The organism is Quadrisphaera setariae (assembly GCF_008041935.1).
Lineage (GTDB): Bacteria > Actinomycetota > Actinomycetes > Actinomycetales > Quadrisphaeraceae > Quadrisphaera > Quadrisphaera setariae.
The window spans coordinates 288,457-307,468 of record NZ_VKAC01000005.1 but is presented as its reverse complement, the minus strand read 5'-3'; the positions used below and the strand labels follow the sequence as shown (position 1 = coordinate 307,468).

The following is a 19,012-nucleotide window of genomic DNA, read 5'->3' as shown; positions in this document are numbered from 1 at the left end:
ACGGTCACAGGTCCAGGTCCGAGCCCGTGAACTTGGTCTGCAGGAAGCGGCCCTGCGTCATGAGGGCGGCGACGTCCTGGCGGCGGGTCGCGTCGAGCACGTCCGCGGCGCCCTGCTCCAGGTCGGCCAGCTGCGCGAGCAGCGCCTGCCGGGGCGTGGTGCCCGACACGGGGACGTCCACGAGGTCTGGTCCCACGGCCAGGTAGGTGCGCACCGTGGTGGGCAGGTAGTCGGTGGCCATCGCCCGCACGGAGATGGCGGCGTAGACGTCCAGCGGACGCACCTCGGAGGTGTCGACCACCTGCACCAGCAGGTCGGTGGTGCGGCGCGCCGCGACCACCGCCTCGACGGGGAGGGCGCCCGCAGAGGCGTTCACCAGGCGGACGACGCCCCGGACGGCCTCGCGCAGGGCGTCGGGGCGGTCGTCCGCGGGGAGGTCGGCGTGCGGGTCGGACGGCTCGACCGCCGGGGCGGCCTGCCGGGCCGGTGGCGGCTCGGACCTGCGGAACCACGCCACGTCGTCGTCCTCCCTCCTCGACCGTCGTCCTGCTGCTCGCGCCGCCGCGGGATCAGCCGCCGGCGCCGTCGGCGCGGCGGGTGCGCTCCAGGTAGGGCTGGGCCCGCTCGATCTGGCCCTCGAGCGCCCGCACGGTCTGGGCCATCGAGTCGACCGCCTGCGCCCGGAAGGTGTCGACGGCGTCCATCGTGGCGAAGACGTTGTCGAACGCGGCCTGGAGCTTCTCGACGTCGATGGTCGAGGACGACGCCTGCTGGTTGATCGCCGCGCCCTGCATCCGCAGCTGCTCCGACGTCGACTGGATGAGGTCGGAGGTGACGGTGTTCAGGGCGGTGATCTGGTCGAGCACCAGCTTCTGGCGGCTCAGCGCCTGGGACACCATCACCGCCGTGCGCAGGGCCGCGACCGTGGTGGTCTGGGCCCTGTCGACACCGCGGATGAGCTCGAGGTTGTTGCGCCGCACGAGGTCGAGGGCCATGTAGCCCTGCACCGCGACCGCCATCTGCGTCATGAGGTCCTGGCGGCGCTGGCGCACCGGGAAGAGCGCGTCGGAGCGCACGGTGTTCGCGTCGTCGGTGCGGCCGGCGGCCTCCAGCTCGGCGACCTTGTCCTCCAGGGCCCGGTCCAGGGCGGAGGCGAGCTCGTCGTACTCCCGCAGCTTGCCCATGGTCGCCCACATCGAGGCCTTCTCGGTCTCGATGGCGGCGTTGTCCTTGCGCAGCTCGTCCTGCCCGGAGTCGAGCGCCTTGATGATGGCGTTGAGGTGCGACTGCGCGGACTTGTACTTGTCGAAGTACCGGTCCACCTTGTCGGCGCCCGGCAGCCACTTGAAGGCCTTCTTGATGCCGGTGAGCTCGGCGCGGCCCGGGTCGAGGTCGGTGACCGTGCGCCGCAGGTCGACCAGCGTGTTGGACACCCGCGTCTGCGCGTCACCCCCCTTGCCGCCCTTGCCCATGGCCGCTGCCGGGCGCTCCAGCATCCGGTTGGAGACCGCGGCCGAGGCCCGCATCTCCTTCTCCCCCATCGACGTGATGGAGCCGACCTTCTGGGTGAAGGCCGGCGAGCCGACGTCGAGGGAGACCAGGTCGGCCACGAAGGCCTGTGCCTTGCCCTGCAGCTCGACCTGGCGCCCCGACTCCAGCGGCACCGCCCCCGGGGCCTGCTCGGGCTTGACCACGACGACCGGCGCCGGCGGGGTGAGCACCAGCTCACCGCCGGCGGCGCCACCCGGCGCGGTCGTCCTCGGGGCGGACGTCGATCCCAGGTCGAGCTCGGACACGGGGGGCTCCTCGGTGCTGCTGCGCTGGTGGCGGGCTGGTGGCGTGCTGGCAGTGGGCTGTGGGGCGGGGTGGGTCAGAGGGTGGGCGTGATGGCCGGGAGGAGGTCGCGGAAGGTGCGTCCCGTGGCCGGCACGCCGAGGGCCGTCATGGACCAGCCTGCGCCGTCCCGGGACACCTTGGCCATGATCTGGGCGTTGTGCTGCCCGGCTCCGCTCAGCTCGTAGCGGGCGATCTCGGTCTCGGTGGTCTCGTCGACCAGGCGGCAGTACGCGTTGGCGATCTGGGAGAAGTCCTGGCCGGTGAACGAGTTCACCGTGCACACCAGCGAGGTGACGGCCCCGGGCAGCGCCGTGAGGTCCACGCGGATGGCCTCGTCGTCCCCGTCGCCCGCTCCGGTGCGGTTGTCGCCGGTGTGCTGCACCGAGCCGTCCTGGCTGCGCAGCTGCTGGAACCAGACCTGGTCGACCAGCTGCCCCGAGGCGTTGAAGAGCAGCACCGACGCGTCGAGGTCGATGGACTGCGACTTGGTGCCGAAGAACCCCTTCTTCTTCACGGCGTCCCAGCCCAGGCCCATGCGGACGCGGGTCAGCTGCCCGCCGTCGCGCTTGGCCAGCGAGACCTTCTGGCCCTTGCTCAGGTTCACGGACATGCGATCTCCTCCTGCGTGGTGGTCAGGTCGTGCTCTGCCGTTGCGCCAGCGGTCGGGCGTCGGTGCCTCACTTGCGGCCGCTGGTCCAGCGCATGCCCCAGCCGTAGGCGGCGTCGAGCTCGGGCTGCGCGCCGTCGACGTAGCGCACCTCGCGCTGCACCGACAGGGCCCCGGCCGAAGGGGTGAGCAGCGCGATGGCGCAGGTGCGGGCCCCTGCCCGGGGCTCGTCGAGGAGCACCTCCACCTGCGGACCCTCCGGCGGGGTCAGGGTGACCACGCCGTTCGCGCCCGCCCAGTTCGGGGTGCCCTCGTAGATGTAGGCGAAGACGAGGACGCGCCGCACCAGGGCTGAGTGCGCGAGGTCGACGTGGAGGTTCTCCCCGCCCTCGCGGGTGCCGGACCTGTCGTCCCCGTCGAGCCACACCACCGGCGTCGGCACCCCGGCGACGCCGGCCCGGAAGGAGCCGCCGAGCGCCTGCACCACGCCCTTGGAGCCGTCGGTGAACTCGTACAGGCAGCCCAGGTCGAGGTCGATGTCGGGCTCACGGCGCCGGAAGAAGCCGCCCTGGTCTCCCGACCTGGCGGTCCAGGAGAGGTTGACGCGCAGGACGCCTCCGGCACCCGCCCGCTTGGTCAGCGAGATGGTGGGCGCGGACTTGGTGAGCGTCACCTTGCGCGGGGCCTGCCCGGTCGTGCTGCCAGCCGCCTGCTGCGGGGCAGGCGGCTGCTGGGCGGGTCGCTTGGTGTAGTCGATCGGCACGTGCAGCCTCGTCTCTGCCAGCGCGCTGGCGGGTCACCCGACGTTGACGCCGAAGTCCTTCGCGATCCCGGCCAGGCCGGAGGTGTAGCCCTGGCCGACGGCCCGGAACTTCCACTCCGACCGGTGGCGGTAGACCTCACCGAAGATCATCGCGGTCTCGGTGGAGGCGTCCTCCGAGAGGTCGTACCGCGCCACCTCGGTGCCGTCGGCGCTGTCGACCACCCGGATGTACGCGTTGCGCACCTGCCCGAACGACTGCGCGCGGGACTCGGCGTCGTAGATGGAGACCGCGAAGACGATGCGGGCCGCAGCGTGCGGCACCGCTCCGAGCTCGACGGTCAGCGCCTCGTCGTCGCCGTCTCCGGCGCCCGTGCGGTTGTCACCGGTGTGGGTGACCGAGCCGTCCGGGGACGACAGGTTGTTGAAGAAGACGAAGTGCCCGTCGGAGAGCACCCGGCCGTCCTCACCGACCAGCAGCGCCGAGGCGTCGAGGTCGAACGCGTTCCCCGACGTCGTCCGGGCGTCCCAGCCCAGCCCGACGAGCGCCGTGGTCAGACCCGGTGCCTCCTTGGTCAACGAGACGTTGCCGCCCTTGCTGAGGCTGACGCCCACCCTGCACCCTCCGTGATCGGTCGACCGAGGAGCCCGCCGTGCCGTCGACGGGCCGGGGCCGCTGCTCGTGCACCGCCGGGCGGCGGCCCCCGCTCGTGCTCAGACGTTGATGCCGAAGTCCTTGGCGATGCCGCCCAGGCCCGTCGAGTACCCCTGGCCGACCGCGCGGAACTTCCACTCCGAGCCGTTGCGGTACAGCTCGCCGAAGACCATGGCGGTCTCGGTGGAGGCGTCCTCGGAGAGGTCGTAGCGGGCGATCTCGCTGCCGTCGGCCTGGTTCATCACGCGGATGAAGGCGTTGCGGACCTGGCCGAAGCTCTGTCCGCGGCCGTCGGCCTCGTAGATGGAGACCGGGAAGACGACCTTGTCGAGGTCGGCGGGAGCGCCGGCCAGGTCGACCTTGATCTGCTCGTCGTCGCCGGCGCCCTCACCGGTCACGTTGTCCCCGGTGTGCTCGATCGCCCCGTCGGGGCTCTTGAGGTTGTTGAAGAACACGAAGTGCTCGTCCGAGACCGCCTTGCCGTCGGGACGGCAGCCGATGGCCGAGGCGTCGAGGTCGAACGGCTTGCCGTCGGTGGTGCGGGCGTCCCACCCGAGTCCCACGACGACCGCGGTGAGGCCCGGGGCCGCCTTCGTGAGGGACACGTTGCCGCCCTTGCTGAGGCTGACTGCCACGTGATGACTCCTTCTGCGAGTTCCCTGGCACCGGAGGCGGGACCGTCGGAGGGTCCGCTCCAGGACGCTGGACCCCAGCGTCACCAAGAACCCTAGACGGCGCTGCCGGCGACGGCTCTCCCGCTCTCGCCGGGGGGACGAGGTGCTGTGAGCGGGGAACGCGCAGATGGCCTCAGACGTTGAAGCGGAACGTTGACGGCGTGTCGCTGACCAGGGCGGATACGCAGGAAACCGCTGTGACCTGCGCTTATTGCGTTGGCTGCTGTTGGCTACATCCGGTGCTTTGCGGACCTGCTGCGGACCGGGTGCGGACTACCGCCTTAGTTGCTTACGCCTCCAACGGCGTGCACGGGCTCCCAGCCCTTGTCCGCCCGGCGCTCCAGCACGTAGCCACCACGATCGCCGCCGACCTGTCGCTCCTCGTCTGCCAGCAGCGCCGCCGACGGGATGGCGTCTAGGTCGTCCTGGGCATGCCAGGCAGCCACCTGCACGGGCTCACGGGTCTGCGAGTCGATGCGCACCAGTCGATAGAACATGTCTGAAGCCTCCCACCGAACCGACGAACGGCGCCGTGCTGGAGTGCACGGCGCCGTCGTTGGGAGTGGCGTCAGATCAGTCCGCATCCGTGGCGCACGAGCGTGGCGATAGCCACGACGATGACAACGACGACACGGGCGGCGTCAGAATCGATACGCGTGGGCGATTCCCAAACGCATAGAGACGCGGATACGGTGACGGAACCGTGCATGAGGACCCCACAGGAACTCGTTGCGGTCCGGGGGGTTGGCGGTGCAACGCCAACCCCCCGCCCTCTTTTTGAGGTTTCACCAGTGTTGTTTGCCGTGACTAGACACCGCCATAGCTCTTTTGGGCCATTCACGGACCACGCAATGACTACTCCTCTTCTGCTGCATCCTTGGCATTGACCCGAAGCCTCTCGCGCTCGATCAGCAGGGTGACGGTGGAGCGGTTGACGCCCACGGTGCGGGCGGTGGCCGTCGCCGACAGGCCGCGCGACAGGTGCAGGCGGATGGCCTCGCGCTCGGCCGGGGTGGTGCGCGGCGCGCGCAGGGGCTGACCGGGTACGCGCCGCTTGAGAGGTGTCGGCTCCAGCACCTGCACGGGGACCGGGCGCGGCTTGCGGACGCGCGGCGGTCGCGGCGCACGCTGCTGCGGCACCGGGCGCGGCGATGCAGCGCGTGGACGCCGGTCGCGCGACGTGCGCCCCAGGCGCAGCACCTCACCGCCCCAGACGCCGTCGGCGCGTAGCGCCCGGCCCTGGGCTTCGCACAGCGCCTTCACCGGGCAGCCCGCACACCAGCGGGCCACCAGCGGCGCCGCCTCGGCCAGCCTGGTCACCTCGGTGAGGGCGTCGGCCTCGACGGGGGTGGCGGTGCGGCAGGCGGCGTGGTCGGTCCAGCCGTGGTCGATGGGCGCCTCGACGGCGGCGCGACGGGTCACCGCACCGCCTCGATGGTGCCCAGCAGCGCCGGGTCGACGACGTGCTCGGCCTCGGCCACCGAGTAGGCCAGCAGCGCCTCCGAGGGCGCCAGCGTCGTCCACAGCGGCTCGGCTGCCCGCCGCTCACCGTTGGTGGCGTACTGCTCGGCCATGCTGCGCCGCGAAGTCCAGGCCATGCCACGCGCTCGATGCCCCGCCCGCCACAGCCGCACCGGCTCGGTAGGTCGCGGCGCGGGGCTGGTCTCGATGACGTAGCCGACCCGGCGGAACAGGGTCAGCCACCGCTCGGTGCCCAGCGTCGCCTCGCCAGACTGCCGCCACGCGGGCAGCAGCACCCCGCGCAGCACCTCGACGCTGACGTGGTCGGCCAACTCGGAGATCTCGCGCACGGTGGCCTCGCGCTCGGCGACGGTCGGGACGCTCACGACTCGGCCACCCAGACCACCTCGGCGGGCTCGGTGGGCCCGGCGCCCTCGGGCAGCCGGTACAGCGCGCTGGTCACTGGCGGGCTGCTCTCGGACGCCATGGAGGCCACCCACGTGCGCGAGCCTCGGGCGCGGTCCTGCGCGGGGGCGTAGCCCGCCAGCCGCTCGCGCTCGGCCTCGGTCAGGTAGATCCCCTCGGCCACGGCGTCCAGCAGACGCGAGCCCAGCGGACCGATGCTGGTGGAGACCTCGCCCTCGGGCGGGTTGAGGTAGGCGCGCACCGCGCACTGCGCGGTGATGATGCGCGCCATCACCGGCGCGGTGTCCACCGTCCAGTCCGGCTGCCGGGCCTCCTCGCGCACCAGGGCGCTGGCCACCGCCATGCAGGTGGTGGCCCAGCGGTCGTCGGGCTCCACCTCGGTGCGCGCCCACACGGCCAGGTCAGCACGGCGGATCAGCGGGGCGGTCTGCTCACTCATCGCTGCTCGCTCCAGTGCTCAGCGCGGCGGGCTCGGGCCCAGCGCTCGGCGTCGGCGACCTCATCGGCGCCCAGGGCGGCGCACAGCACGCGGGCGCGCTCGTGCTCGGTGGTGGCCAGGGGCTCCAGCGCGCGCAGCAGTGCGCGGCCTGCCTCGCCCACCGGCGTCGTGGTGGTCATCGCTGGTGCTCCTGTCGGGAGTGGGGGGAGGACCCCTTCTTGATGGGAATGACTCTCACCGTTGAATATTGCGTGTAGAGATCAGCCTGGGTTTCGAGGTTCGAGAACCGCTCTCGTGATCGATTGACCACCCTGAGTGACCCCGCCCGCCGTGGTTGTCCAGCACGACGGGCGGGGCGCCTCGGGGGCCCACCCGCGACGGTCCTCACGCGTCACGGGTGGGCCGGGTGCCGCCGGGTACGGACCCCGATCAACCGGCGGCAGGGACTGCGGCCGGAGGTCAACCACCGCAGCCCAGCCTGTTACGAGGTCGCGCGACGGATGCGCGAGATCGAAGAGGGAGAAACCATTCCGAACGCCACACGCATGATGCCGCGCACAGAAACGGAGTCGTTGGCCCAAAGAAACTCAGTCGAAGCCTCGACCTTTGCGTCCTTGCGCACGACACCAAAAGTGCGCGAGGCCGGGATGGCCCACACGTCGCCGGCCTCAACGAAGGGGCTCGTCAGAATGGGCACGCCTCCGACCACATTCCGATCCGGCTGCGTCGGGTCGGGCTGCAACAGTCCGCGCTGCGAACCGCTGGCGTCCTTCAAGGTAGCCAACTCCAGCGCCAGCGCCGGGCTCGTCACGAACGAGGTCACCGGAGCGCCCACGTCACGGCCGTGCGCGATGGCCGCCAGGAGCGGGTCGACGTTCACGAGCGTCTTGGGCAGGACCAGCGCGTTGGCGTCTGCGCCGATGCTGCGCAGGCCCGCCGGTGCCGGGCTCGGCTGCGTCGGGCCGAAGAACGCGCGGTCGACCTCCAGGGCGATGGCCGTCACGATGGTGGCTCCCACCTGCTGCACAGCAGCAGGGTCGGAGTCGTCCGCGAGTTCGCTGGTGATGGTGCGCAGTCCCGCGACCTTCTTCGGGGTGACCTCGTCCTCGTCGGCGGCCGCATCCGAGATCGGGATGGCGGCGCCCTCCTCCACCCACGCGGCGGTGCCGGTGTCGACGATCTTCGGCAGTCGAAGAGAGGGCTTGGAGATCGGCACGCGGGTGCAAACCTGCAGGGCGACGCTCTGCGCCTGCACCGGCTCCACGATCAGCGTGTAGATCTGCTGCTGCGTGAGAGCAGCAAAAGTCTTAGTCGTAGCAGTCATCGCGAACTCCTAAAGGCATGGGAAGTCTGAATGGATTCCATGCCGGGGAGTCGCAGACTCGGCCCGGTCGCCCCGCTGAGGCTGACGGTGCCCGGAGAGTCGCACCAGGCGATATCTCCGAGCACCGCCGATATTACTCCACTAACCCCGGCGAGGAGAAATCACCGCATCCCAACCGGAGGCCTTGGGCATGTTCCGGAAGGGCTTGGGGCGACCGCGCACCTGGGCCCGGCCGGGCTCCTCGCCGTCGTCGAGGCGCCAGTGCGGGCGCTCGGCAGCCACGGCCTCAGCCGCCTCGCGCACCCTGGCCGGGTCGACGTGGCCGTCCTCACCGAGGTAGCCAGCCATGTCGGGGCGCACCGCCAGCAGGTCGCCGCCGACGGCCAGCACCTCGGCAGCCATGGCCTCCACCTCGGCGCGCTGGTAGCGCTCCAGCCGCTCGCGCAGCCTGTCGCGCTCGGCCTCGGCTGCGCGAGCACGCTGGCGGTACTTCGCCGCCTCACGGGCGCCGCGGTCGCCCTCCGGCTGCTGCTGACCCTCCTCGTCGGGCTCCTGGCCCTCCTCGTCGGGCTCCCGGCCGCCGTCGTCCGGCTGCTGGCCCTCGGCGGGGTCGGGCTGCTCGGCGGTGTCGGCGGGCGTCATGTCGTCGGTGGTGGTCATCGGGTGCCTCCGGTGGTGCTGGTCAGGTCGGAGATGGCGGCGGCCAGCAGGCTGGGCGCCAGGTCGGCGCGCGGGCCGCACAACTGCGCGGTAACCAGGGCGCCGAGCGCCTCGGCCTCGTGGCGGGTCACAGCGCACCGCCGTCGTCCTGCTGGGCGGCGTGGATGGCGTCGAGCAGGTCACCAGCAGTGCCCATGGCGTGGGCCTGCACGGCGACCAACTCGAACATCAGGTTGCGGCGGTCGTCGTCGCTCGGGCGCTCGTCCAGGTAGGTGCCGAGCAGGGCGAGGACGGGCGCCGGGTCGTTGCCAGCGGTGCGGGCACGGGTGGCCAGCGCGATGGCGATGTCGTTGGCGTCAGGCAGGGCGGTGGTGTTCGTGGACAACGGGAACCTCCGAGGTTGCTAATGCGGTCTGGCTGCTTCTGACGACAGCGCAGGCGGCGCGCGGCTCACGACGGCCACCGCCACGCGGTGCGGCGCGAGGCCGGGCGCCGGGTGGGGCGCACGATGGCGCCCTCCTCGGGCCAGGCGGGCAGCGGCCAGGCGCGGCCGCCGCAGCAGGGCAGCCGGAGGGCGCCGACGCGGTAGGGCACGGCGACGCGGGCGCCGCAGTAGCAGCACCAGCCGGCCCCGTGGCTGAGGTCGAAGACGACCTCGACGGTCAGCACGGGCACCGCCTCGCCGGGCTGACCGATGGCGCGCACCAGCCGGGCACCGGTGCTGAGGCGTACGACGACGTGCTCGCCGCCGTCGAGCAGCCACAGGGCCACCACGGGCGCGCTCACCGGGCACCGCCCAGCAGGCCCGCCACGCCGCGCGCCGCGAGCAGGTCGCGGGCGTCCTGGCCGGGCTCGGGGGTTACCCCGACCAGGGAGCGCGTGACGGGGCGCAGGGCAGCCCACACGCGCCGGGCGCAGGCCAGGCCGGGCTCGTCGTGGTCAGGCACCAGCACCACGTCCGCGCCCCGCAGGACGGCCACCAGGCGGTCCAGGTTGGGGCTGGCGGCCCCACCCGCCCACGTCGTGGCGTAGGTGCCTGCGCGGCAGATGGCGTCGACGGAGGACTCGGACTCGACCACGATGACGGGCTCGCCCGCGCCGACCGCCATGCGCACCTCGCGCTCTCGGTACAGCGGCAGCGCGCTGGTCGGCACGCCGAACATGCCGGGCAGGTAGGTGCGTCCGCGCCGGGTGGTCCAGCGCAGGTCCTTCGCGCCGCCAGGCGAGCGCCACCGCTCCAGCAGCCACCGCCCGTCGCCGTAGCGGTGGACGCTGACCAGCCGCATGCCGCGCGCAGCCGGGTGGGCACCGGCGCGGGCGTCCAACGCCGGGAACGTCGGCCAGGCCGACCGGCCCCACGTCGCGTGGTGGATCTGCGGTGTCAACCACGGGCGGTCGTGCAGGTGCTTCCACGAGCAGTGCAGCGCGGCCAGCACCTCCTCGACGGTGCAGCCCGCGAAGCAGTGCACGAGCACGCGCCCGTCGTCGGCCACGGTGACGTGCAGGCTCGGGGCGGAGTCGGCGTGCGCGGGGCACTGCCGCATCGCCCCGCCAGCCGGTCCAGCGCCGACGAGGTCAAGCAGCGCGTGCAGCCAGGAGCCGGGGGTGTAGCCGCCCGCCCCTACCGGGCCAGGCAGGGTCGCAAGGGTCGAACCTGCGGGAGCCTTGTCAGCCCCCTGGGCACACCCCTGAAACTCTGACCTTCCAAGTAGTGAGGCCCCCTCAAGTTCGACCCTTGCGACCCTGTTTCGGGGTGTCTGCAGGTCAGTCGGCCATTCCGGGCCCGCAAGTTCGACCCTGCCTTCGACCCTGGGGCGGCAAGTTCGACCCTGCTTCGACCCTGCTTCGACCCTGTCGGCCGCGAGGGTGGGCGCAGGGCTCACGGGGTCACCGCCGGGCGGTGCTGGGCGACGATCATGGCGCGCACGCCGTTCAACTTGGGGCCGCGCGTGACGGTGACGCCCGCCGCCGACTCCAGCGCCGGACCGATGCGCACGAGGTGGTCGGTGAGGATGCGCGGGGTGCGCGGCCAGCCCGTGCTGCGGGCGCTGCCCTGGCGCTCGGCCTCGGCGGTCAGGGTGTCCAGCAGCCCCTTGGGGGTGATGCGGCCGTCGGGGATGCGGCCCGCCTCCAGCGCCGAGAGCAGCGCCTGGGCAACCACGTCACCGTCCAGCACGTCCTCGGCCAGCGCGCCCGCCTGCTCGGCGAGGCGGTCGGCGCCGCTGGTGCCCATCACCGAGTCGATGGCGCGCACCAGCACCTCGAAGTCGGTCAGGCGGTGGCGCAGCCGGGTGCGGTCAGTGGTGGGCAGCACGCCGAGCACTTCCACGGCCAAGTCCAGCAGCCCGCGCATGATGGCCGGGGCTGCGGCGTCCTGCGCAGCCTCCAGTTCACTGAGGGAGCGGCGCCGCTCGGGGGTGATGGCGGGCATCTCCAACCGCACCAGGCGCGAGCCGAGATCACCGCGCAGGGCGCCGACGCCGATGGAGGTCAGCCACAGCGACGCCTGCAGCGACGTGATGTGGGTGTCGGCGTTCGTGTAGAGGGCGCGGGCGGTGGCCTCGCCGCCGGTGGAGACCTTGCACAGCATGTCTGACTGCGCAGCGGTGATGCCTGAGACGTTGTCGATCAGGACCACCAGGTACGGGTTGACCGCCGCCTTCCAGTCCGGCTCGCTGGTCGGCAGCGACCGCCCGCGCACGTTAGAGACCGGGTCCGCGAAGCGCAGCAGGTAGCGCGCCGTCGTGGTCTTGGCCGCGTCCTGCGGGCCAGTGATGAACACGACGGGCTGCGGGGTGCCGGTCATCCACGCGGACAGCAGCAGCGCCAGCACCAGGGGCCGGTCGGCCTCGGTCACCGGCACCAGCGTCCACAGCGCGTCCAGGTCGCCGGTGCGGGCCGGGGTGGGCAGGGCCGCAGTCACGCTGGAGCGGCGCAGGTGCACGCCGGGGGGCACGGTGTCGGTCGCGTGCCATCCCTCAGCGGTGATGACGATGACGCGGCCGGAGTCGTCGCCGATGTCGACGATGAAGCGCCACCCGTTCCACGCGCTACGCAGCAGCACCGGCCGGGGCGCGGCCTTGTCGGCGCGGAAGCCGATGTAGTCCCCGAGGGCGGCGCGGTCCTCGCCCTTCATGAACTTGTCGTGGCTGGCCAGGATGCGCTCGGCGATGAGCGCGACGGCCGGGCTGCGCGAGCCACCGGTGTGGAGCACCGGCCGTGCGCTCGGGTCGTGGCGGTCGACCACGTAGACCTGGCCCTCCAGGCTGCGGAAGGCGGTGAACCCGGCGTCGAACACCTCGATGGCGTGCTCGACGCTGGCCACCTTCGGGCCGTCGTCGCCCTTGCCCGTGCTCGCTGTGGCGAGGTCGACCTCGGGCGCGTCAGAGATAGACTGAGAACTGTTCTCGGTGGCGGCTGAGGGTGCGGCAGGGGTGCTGGGCGCGGGGCGCGGACTAGGGGTCCGCGCCCCGTTCTGCATGTCGATGGTCACGGCGGTGGCTCCAGGGGTGTCTCAAGGGCGAGAAACCCGCTGGCCAACTTGACCGCAGCGGGGGTGCCGTCGGCTTCCGACGGCGGGACAGGGGCGGTGCCGCTCAGTGCGGCAGGGCCGCGAGGCGGCGGCGCGCCTCGCGCAGCACGCGCACGTCGTGGCGGTTGACGTGGTCGCGCTCCACCAGGTCGGCGAGCACGCGACGCCCAACGGCGCGCTCGACTTCCGCCAGGGCTGCGCGCGGTTCGGTGACACCCCGGGAGCCCAGGGCCGCCAGGCGAGCGTCGAGGGCGGCAGTCGCCAGGCCGGTCACGCGACGCCCCCGACGGCGGTCGCGGCGCGCTGTGCCGCCATCCACCGCTCAACGGCCTCGCGCCGGAACAGGACCCGCCGCCCCACGCGGAAGGACTCCAGCCCCTCGCCCCGGTATCGCCAGTAGCGCACCGTGCTCGGGCTAGTGCGAACCAGCGCGGCAACCTCATCGACGGTCAGCAGGTCAGACATCACAGCCCCTAGGTGAGACGGCATCGCGGTAAGCGACTCACCACTATGAGACACCATTGAAGCGGCTCGCGCAACCAGCATCGTCAATGCCGTGTCATCATTGGCTGCATGGAGGATGTCAAGGCGAGCGGATCAGACGACCTGAGGCAGGTCGCGCCCGGCCTGAAAGTGCCCTCGGAGATCACCGTCGACGCGACACTGCCCGATGAGCCCGGCCTGCACCTGCACGTGGTCCTGCGCCTGCACGAGGGCCGCTACGTCGCGCGCGAGGTCAGTGTCACCGCTGCCGACGGGCGTCAGGTCTCCGGCGAGGCGCTGCGCAGACTCCCCCTGGCTGCCGTCATCAAGCGCGGCGTCAGTGGGCTGATCACGAGCAAGAACCTCGGTCCCGTGCTCGCTCCGAACGACGGCGACGAGCGCTCGGACGAGGCCGTCGAACTGCGGATGGTCGCGCTGCGCTACCGCGTGGCCCGACTGCTCGGGGAGGCCCCGAACCTCTACATCGCCGATGCTCTCGGAGTCTCCCGCGCGACGGCCGCCCGACGGGTCGCGGCTGCTAGGGCCGGCGGCTACCTGCGCCCCGATGAGGTGGCTACCGCTGGGGGCGCCCCTGCACGCTGGGGGCGCTGACGATGGCCTCCATCGCCCGCCGTCCCGACGGCCGCTGGCGTGCTCGCTACCGCGACGACGCCGACCGCGAGCACGCGAAGCACTTCACGCGCAAGGTCGACGCCCAGCGGTGGCTCGACGAGGTGACCACGGCCGTCGTCTCAGGCACCTACGTCGACCCAGCGGCGGGCCAGGTGACGCTGGCGGCCTTCTACGAGACGTGGGCCACGCGCCAGACGTGGGCGAGCGGCACCACGGCCGCCATGAACCTCGCCATGCGCGACTGCACCTTCGCGGACGTACCGCTGGCCCGACTGCGACGTAGCCACGTCGAGGCATGGATCAAGGGGATGACCGACCGGGGCTTGGCTCCCGGCACCGTCAGGACGCGCGTCGGCAACGTGCGCTCGGTGCTGCGCGGCGCCGTCGTCGACCGCCACCTGGCCGTCGACCCCAGCGTCGGCGTGCGCCTCCCCCGGCTCCGGCGTCGCGAGGCCGCCATGCGCCTGCCGACCACGGGCGAGGTCGCCAGCATCCTGGCCGCCAGCGACGCCGCCACCAAGGTTCTGGCCTCCCTGGCGGCCTTCGCCGGGCTGCGCCTCGGCGAGGCGTGCGGCCTACAGGTCGGCGACATCGACTTCCTGCGCCGCACCATCCGTGTGCAGCGCCAGGTGCAGCGCGCCGAGGGCGGCGCCGTCGAGATCACTCCCCCGAAGTACGGGAGCGAGCGCGAGGTGTTCGTGCCCGCCGCGCTGCTCGACGCGCTGGCCGCCTACATCGCCGAGCACCGCCAGGGCACCGATGCCTCGCGCTGGCTGCTGGCGGGCAGCGATGGCGCTCCCCTGCACCAGAACTCCGCCGGGCACCGCTGGCGTACCGCCTGCCGTGCGGCAGGCGTGGCGGGCATCCGCCTGCACGATTTGCGGCACTTCTACGCCAGCGGACTGATCGCCGCCGGGTGCGACGTGGTGACCGTCCAGCGCGCCCTCGGGCACCGCTCGGCCACCGTGACGCTGGGCACCTACAGCCACCTGTGGCCCTCCGCCGAGGACCGCACGCGGGCCGCCGCCGGTGGTCTGGCGGCGGCCGTCGCGAACGCTGCTGCGGACTCCCTGCGGACTAGCCAGGGCTGACGACGCCCTGACCAGCGGCGATATGACCCACTACACGTTGAAGCGGAACTCCACGACGTCGCCGTCAGCCATGACGTACTCCTTGCCCTCGATGCGGGCCTTGCCGCTCTTGCGGGCCTCCGCCACCGAGCCGGCCTGGACGAGGTCCTCGAAGCCGATGACCTCGGCCTTGATGAAGCCCTTCTGGAAGTCGGTGTGGATGACACCGGCCGCCTCGGGCGCGGTGGCGCCGCGGCGGATGGTCCACGCGCGCGACTCCTTGGGCCCGGCCGTGAGGTACGTCTGCAGGCCGAGGGTCTCGAAGCCGGCGCGCGCGAGGATGTCGAGGCCGGGCTCGCTCTGGCCGACGCTGGCCAGCAGCTCGGCGGCCTCGTCGTCGTCGAGCTCGGCCAGGTCGGCCTCGAGCTGGGCGTCGAGGAAGACGGCCTGGGCGGGGGCCACGAGGGCCGCCAGCTCGGAGCGGCGCGCCTCGTCGACGAGGCCGGCCTCGTCGACGTTGAAGACGAAGAGGAACGGCTTGGTGGTGAGCAGGCCGAGGGTGCGCAGCTGCTCGACGTCCACGCCGGCGGCGGCAGCGCCGGCGAAGAGCGTGGTGCCGGTGTCGAGCACGCCCTGGGCGGCGACCGCGGCGGCGAGGACCGCGGGGTCGGCCTTCTTGCCCTTGACCTCCTTCTCGAGGCGCGGCACCGCGCGCTCGAGGGTCTGCAGGTCGGCGAGCACCAGTTCGGTGGCGATGGTCTCGATGTCGGACTTCGGGTCGACGCGGCCGTCGACGTGGACGACGTCGGGGTCGGCGAAGGCGCGGACCACCTGGCAGATCGCGTCGGCCTCGCGGATGTTGGCGAGGAACTTGTTGCCCAGGCCCTCACCCTCGGAGGCGCCGCGGACGATGCCGGCGATGTCGACGAAGGTCACCGTGGCGGGCACCGTGCGCTCGCTGCCGAACACCTCGGCGAGCCGGTCCAGGCGGGGGTCGTTCAGCGGGACGACGCCGGTGTTCGGCTCGATCGTCGCGAACGGGTAGTTGGCCGCCAGCACCGAGTTCTTCGTGAGGGCGTTGAAGAGGGTGGACTTGCCGACGTTGGGCAGGCCGACGATGCCGATGGTGAGCGCCACGGGCAGGTGAGCCTACGCGAGCGCGGGCCCGGCCACGGACCGCGAGGGCCGTCACCGGGGCCGCGACGGCGTGCTGGGGTCACCTGCGGCGTCTCCGTCAGGCCCCGCGACGCGCCGGGCCGGGCGGATCACCCACCGGCTGTCGGTGGCGCGTGGCACCTTCGGCTCGTGGACGCGCTCTCGCTCGTGGTGGTGCTGCTCGCCCTGGTGGCCGGGGTGGCGATCGGTGCTGCCGGCGCCTGGCAGGTGGTGACCGGGCGCGAGCGCTTGGCGTCTGCCCAGGTGGTCGCCGAGCGGGACATCCTCGCGGCACGGGCCTCGGCACTGGAGGCCCGGCTCGCCGCCGAGCACGAGGAGGAGCGCGAGCTCGCCGCCGTGCTCGCCCCGGTGAGCAGCTCGGTGGCGCGCATCGAGCGGCAGGTGCAGCAGCTCGAGCGCGAGCGGGCCGAGCAGTACGGGCGCCTCGGCGCGCAGCTGCAGCAGGTGGCCGCCTCCGGGGAGGCGCTGCGCCACCAGACCGAGTCGTTGGCGGGGGCCCTGCGCTCCCCCAACGTGCGCGGCGCCTGGGGCGAGGTGCAGCTGCGGCGCGTGGTCGAGCACGCCGGGATGCTCGAGCGGGTCGACTTCGACGTGCAGGCCGTCGGCATCAACGGCGACGGCGAGGCGGTCCGCCCCGATGCCGTGGTCCACCTGCCCGGGGGCAAGCACGTCGTGGTGGACGCCAAGGCGCCGCTGGCCGCCTTCCTCAACGCGCGCGACGGGCTCGCGCCCGGGGCCGCGCTGGGCGAGCGGCGCGCCGCGGCGGCCGCCACCGAGCACGCTCGCGCGCTGAGGGGCCACGTCGACGCCCTGGCCGGCAAGCAGTACTGGACGGCGTTCCAGCCGGCCCCGGAGATCGTCATCTGCTTCGTGCCCGGTGAGGCGTTCCTCGCCTCGGCCTGCGAGGCCGACCCGGCCCTGCTCGAGCACGCCATGGCCCGCAAGGTGGTGCTCGCCACGCCCACCACGCTGCTGGCGCTGCTGCGCACCGTGGCCATCACCTGGCAGCAGGCCGCCCTGTCCGACGGTGCGCGCGAGCTGTTCACCATCGGACGGGAGCTGCACGGGCGCCTCGCCACGCTCGGGGAGCACACGGGCAAGCTCGGCCGCACCCTGGCGCGCGCCGTCGACGACTACAACAAGGTGGTCGGCACCCTGGAGACCCGGGTGCTGGTGTCGGCGCGGCGCATGGGCGCGCTGGACCTCACCGACGTCACCGTGCCCGACGTGCCCGTGGTCGAGACGCTGCCCCGTCCGCTGACCGCCCCCGAGCTCGTGGTGCCGCTGTCCGCGCACGAGCGCGGCGACGAGCCCGAGGCGGCGGCCAGGACTGGAGCCATGGCGGACCTCACCGGGTGGTCGCTGCACGCCCAGCGGAACCCGTGATCGGTCACTAAGGTCGGGGGTCGTGCCTGAGCGCGAGCGCTACCTGCCGATCGAGGAGCACGGGATCATCGGTGACCTGCGCACCACAGCGCTGGTCGGCACTGACGGCACCGTCGACTGGTACTGCCCGGCGCGCTTCGACGCGCCCTCGCTGTTCGCGTCCCTGCTCGACGCCGAGCGCGGCGGCTCGTTCCGCCTCAGCGCGCGGACCGCGTCGCGGCCCAAGCAGCTGTACCTGCCGGACACGAACATCCTGCTGACCCGGTTCCTCGGCAAGGACGCCGTCGGCGAGGTCATCGACTTCATGGTCCCGGAGACCTCCAGCGTCGCCGCCCCTCGCGACCTGCTGGTGCGCCGGGCGCGGGCGGTCCGCGGACGGGCCGTGTTCACCCTCGACTGCTCCCCGGCGTTCGACTACGGGCGGGCCCGGCACGAGGTGCGCTTGGTGGACGGCGTCGGGGCGGTCTTCACCTCACCCGCGGGGAGGTTCGTGCTGCGGGTCAAGCCGCCGGTGGAGCTGCGCGTCACCGACGGCGGCCAGGGCGGCCCCGGCGTCGTCGCCGAGTTCGCCCTGGAGGACGGCGAGCAGGTCGACGTCGTCCTGGAGTGGCGCGGTGACGTGCGTCCCCTAGCCGACGGCGAGGTGGACGAGCTCTTCGACACCACCAGCGACTACTGGCAGCGGTGGTCGGCGCAGTCGCGCTACCGCGGCCGCTGGCGCGAGGTGGTGCAGCGCTCCGCGCTGACGCTGAAGCTGCTCGTCTACCACCCCACCGGCGCGCTGGTGGCGGCGCCGACCACGTCGCTGCCGGAGGCGCTGGGCGGCTCCCGGAACTGGGACTACCGCTACGCGTGGCTGCGCGACGCCGCCTTCACCACCTACGGGCTCATGCGCCTGGGGTACCTGGACGAGGCGTCGGCGTTCATGGACTGGGTGCAGCGGCGCTGCGAGGCGGCCGACGCCGAGCGCGACGTCATGATCATGTACGCGGTGGACGGGAGCGAGCACATCCCCGAGCAGGTGCTCGACCACCTCGAGGGCTACCGCGGCTCGCGCCCCGTCCGCATCGGCAACAACGCCGTCGGTCAGCGCCAGCTCGACGTCTACGGCGAGCTGATGGACTCGGTCTACCTCTTCAACCGCGAGGTGCCCATCTCGTGGGACCTGTGGTCCACCCTGTCGCGCCGGCTGGACTGGCTCGGCGACAACTGGGACACCCCCGACGAGGGCGTCTGGGAGGTCCGCGGCCCGCGGCAGAGGTTCACGTACTCGGCGCTCATGACGTGGGTCGCGTACGACCGCGCCGTCCGCCTGGCCCGCTCCCGGGGCCTGCCGGCGCCCACCGAGCGGTGGCGGCGCCTGGGCGCCAAGGCCTACCGGTTCGTGCAGGAGGAGTGCTGGGACCCGGAGCTCGGGGCCTACACGATGTACCCCGGCAGCCGCACGCTCGACGCGTCGCTGCTTGTCATGCCGCTGGTGAAGTTCTCCGGTCCCACCGACCCGCGCTTCCTGTCCACGCTCGACAGGATCGGCGACACGCTCGTGGCGGACAGCCTGGTCTCCCGCTACGCCATCGACGGCCACGACGGTCTCGACGACGACGAGGGCACCTTCAACCTCTGCTCCTTCTGGTACGTGGAGGCGCTGACCCGGGCCGGGCGGCTCCGGGAAGCCCGCCTCACCTTCGAGAAGATGCTCACCTACGCCAACCACCTGGGGCTGTACGCCGAGGAGATCGGCCCGGCCGGTGAGGCGCTGGGCAACTTCCCGCAGGCCTTCACGCACCTGGCGCTCATCAGCGCCGCGGTGAACCTCGACCGCGCCCTCGGCGGCTGACCCCCCGCACCGGCACTCGCACGGGAGAGTGCCGACCCAGCGGCCCCCACACC

The 19,012-nt window shown here is 72.6% G+C and carries 25 protein-coding genes; 4 read left to right on the top strand and 21 right to left on the bottom strand.

What is annotated here, in order from left to right:
- Nucleotides 1-4: 4 nt before the first annotated feature.
- The 20 genes from FMM08_RS10375 to FMM08_RS10285 form a co-directional block, all read right to left on the bottom strand.
- Nucleotides 5-517 (bottom strand): hypothetical protein, encoded by a 513-nt coding sequence (locus tag FMM08_RS10375; RefSeq protein WP_147926276.1) that lies wholly within the window; start codon nt 515-517, stop codon nt 5-7.
- Nucleotides 518-569: 52 nt separating this feature from the next.
- Nucleotides 570-1,796, bottom strand: a complete 1,227-nt coding sequence (locus FMM08_RS10370) for a toxic anion resistance protein (protein WP_147926275.1) — start codon at nt 1,794-1,796, stop codon at nt 570-572.
- 74 nt (nt 1,797-1,870) lie between these two features.
- Nucleotides 1,871-2,446, bottom strand: coding sequence for a TerD family protein (locus FMM08_RS10365; RefSeq protein ID WP_147926274.1), 576 nt, complete (start codon nt 2,444-2,446; stop codon nt 1,871-1,873).
- A gap of 67 nt (nt 2,447-2,513) precedes the next feature.
- The gene (locus FMM08_RS10360) at nt 2,514-3,206 is read right to left on the bottom strand and encodes a TerD family protein (RefSeq protein WP_147926273.1); all 693 of its coding nucleotides are present in this window, start codon (nt 3,204-3,206) and stop codon (nt 2,514-2,516) included.
- Between the two features lie 33 nt (nt 3,207-3,239).
- Nucleotides 3,240-3,818, bottom strand: a complete 579-nt coding sequence (locus FMM08_RS10355; RefSeq protein WP_147926272.1) for a TerD family protein — start codon at nt 3,816-3,818, stop codon at nt 3,240-3,242.
- 99 nt (nt 3,819-3,917) lie between these two features.
- Nucleotides 3,918-4,493, bottom strand: a complete 576-nt coding sequence (locus FMM08_RS10350) for a TerD family protein (protein WP_147926271.1) — start codon at nt 4,491-4,493, stop codon at nt 3,918-3,920.
- A gap of 320 nt (nt 4,494-4,813) precedes the next feature.
- A complete protein-coding gene (locus FMM08_RS10345) occupies nt 4,814-5,029 on the bottom strand; it encodes a hypothetical protein (protein ID WP_147926270.1) in 216 nt (71 codons plus the stop codon).
- A 358-nt stretch (nt 5,030-5,387) separates the two neighbouring features.
- Nucleotides 5,388-5,954, bottom strand: coding sequence for a WhiB family transcriptional regulator (locus FMM08_RS23010; protein ID WP_187279679.1), 567 nt, complete (start codon nt 5,952-5,954; stop codon nt 5,388-5,390).
- Nucleotides 5,951-6,379 carry a hypothetical protein gene (locus FMM08_RS10335; RefSeq protein WP_147926269.1) on the bottom strand — a complete coding sequence of 143 codons (429 nt, stop codon included), beginning with the start codon at nt 6,377-6,379 and terminating at the stop codon, nt 5,951-5,953. Before FMM08_RS10335 ends, FMM08_RS23010 begins: the two co-directional genes overlap by 4 nt.
- Nucleotides 6,376-6,858, bottom strand: coding sequence for a hypothetical protein (locus FMM08_RS10330; RefSeq protein WP_147926268.1), 483 nt, complete (start codon nt 6,856-6,858; stop codon nt 6,376-6,378). Before FMM08_RS10330 ends, FMM08_RS10335 begins: the two co-directional genes overlap by 4 nt.
- The gene (locus tag FMM08_RS10325) at nt 6,855-7,037 is read right to left on the bottom strand and encodes a hypothetical protein (protein WP_147926267.1); all 183 of its coding nucleotides are present in this window, start codon (nt 7,035-7,037) and stop codon (nt 6,855-6,857) included. The genes FMM08_RS10330 and FMM08_RS10325 overlap by 4 nt, the downstream gene beginning before the upstream one ends.
- A 302-nt stretch (nt 7,038-7,339) precedes the next feature.
- A complete protein-coding gene (locus FMM08_RS10320; RefSeq protein ID WP_147926266.1) occupies nt 7,340-8,182 on the bottom strand; it encodes a phage major capsid protein in 843 nt (280 codons plus the stop codon).
- Between the two features lie 141 nt (nt 8,183-8,323).
- On the bottom strand, nt 8,324-8,842 hold the full coding sequence (locus FMM08_RS10315; protein ID WP_147926265.1) for a hypothetical protein: 519 nt from the start codon (nt 8,840-8,842) through the stop codon (nt 8,324-8,326).
- Nucleotides 8,839-8,973 (bottom strand): hypothetical protein, encoded by a 135-nt coding sequence (locus FMM08_RS23620; RefSeq protein WP_255472247.1) that lies wholly within the window; start codon nt 8,971-8,973, stop codon nt 8,839-8,841. Before FMM08_RS23620 ends, FMM08_RS10315 begins: the two co-directional genes overlap by 4 nt.
- Complete coding sequence (locus FMM08_RS10310; protein ID WP_147926264.1) at nt 8,970-9,227, bottom strand: hypothetical protein; 258 nt, start codon at nt 9,225-9,227, stop codon at nt 8,970-8,972. The genes FMM08_RS23620 and FMM08_RS10310 overlap by 4 nt, the downstream gene beginning before the upstream one ends.
- Before the next feature lie 65 nt (nt 9,228-9,292).
- Nucleotides 9,293-9,628, bottom strand: coding sequence for a hypothetical protein (locus FMM08_RS10305; protein ID WP_147926263.1), 336 nt, complete (start codon nt 9,626-9,628; stop codon nt 9,293-9,295).
- Complete coding sequence (locus FMM08_RS10300) at nt 9,625-10,386, bottom strand: hypothetical protein (RefSeq protein WP_147926262.1); 762 nt, start codon at nt 10,384-10,386, stop codon at nt 9,625-9,627. The genes FMM08_RS10305 and FMM08_RS10300 overlap by 4 nt, the downstream gene beginning before the upstream one ends.
- Before the next feature lie 335 nt (nt 10,387-10,721).
- The gene (locus tag FMM08_RS10295) at nt 10,722-12,335 is read right to left on the bottom strand and encodes an AICE element replication initiation protein (RefSeq protein ID WP_147926261.1); all 1,614 of its coding nucleotides are present in this window, start codon (nt 12,333-12,335) and stop codon (nt 10,722-10,724) included.
- 103 nt (nt 12,336-12,438) lie between these two features.
- Complete coding sequence (locus tag FMM08_RS10290) at nt 12,439-12,648, bottom strand: hypothetical protein (RefSeq protein WP_147926260.1); 210 nt, start codon at nt 12,646-12,648, stop codon at nt 12,439-12,441.
- Nucleotides 12,645-12,839 (bottom strand): helix-turn-helix domain-containing protein, encoded by a 195-nt coding sequence (locus FMM08_RS10285; RefSeq protein WP_147926259.1) that lies wholly within the window; start codon nt 12,837-12,839, stop codon nt 12,645-12,647. Before FMM08_RS10285 ends, FMM08_RS10290 begins: the two co-directional genes overlap by 4 nt.
- Before the next feature lie 108 nt (nt 12,840-12,947).
- Here FMM08_RS10285 and FMM08_RS10280 point away from each other — a divergent pair, with 108 nt between their 5' ends.
- Both FMM08_RS10280 and FMM08_RS10275 read left to right on the top strand, forming a co-directional pair.
- Nucleotides 12,948-13,469 carry a hypothetical protein gene (locus FMM08_RS10280; RefSeq protein WP_147926258.1) on the top strand — a complete coding sequence of 174 codons (522 nt, stop codon included), beginning with the start codon at nt 12,948-12,950 and terminating at the stop codon, nt 13,467-13,469.
- Between the two features lie 2 nt (nt 13,470-13,471).
- Nucleotides 13,472-14,581: a tyrosine-type recombinase/integrase gene (locus FMM08_RS10275; RefSeq protein ID WP_147926257.1), complete on the top strand. Its 1,110-nt coding sequence runs from the start codon at nt 13,472-13,474 to the stop codon at nt 14,579-14,581.
- Nucleotides 14,582-14,611: 30 nt separating this feature from the next.
- Here the strand turns inward: FMM08_RS10275 and ychF are convergent, their stop codons facing one another.
- The gene (gene ychF, locus FMM08_RS10270) at nt 14,612-15,697 is read right to left on the bottom strand and encodes a redox-regulated ATPase YchF (protein ID WP_147926256.1); all 1,086 of its coding nucleotides are present in this window, start codon (nt 15,695-15,697) and stop codon (nt 14,612-14,614) included.
- A gap of 168 nt (nt 15,698-15,865) precedes the next feature.
- Between ychF and FMM08_RS10265 the strand changes: the two genes are divergently transcribed.
- Nucleotides 15,866-17,122: a DNA recombination protein RmuC gene (locus FMM08_RS10265; RefSeq protein ID WP_187279678.1), complete on the top strand. Its 1,257-nt coding sequence runs from the start codon at nt 15,866-15,868 to the stop codon at nt 17,120-17,122.
- 22 nt (nt 17,123-17,144) lie between these two features.
- On the top strand, nt 17,145-18,959 hold the full coding sequence (locus FMM08_RS10260) for a glycoside hydrolase family 15 protein (protein ID WP_147926254.1): 1,815 nt from the start codon (nt 17,145-17,147) through the stop codon (nt 18,957-18,959).
- Nucleotides 18,960-19,012 lie beyond the last annotated feature (53 nt).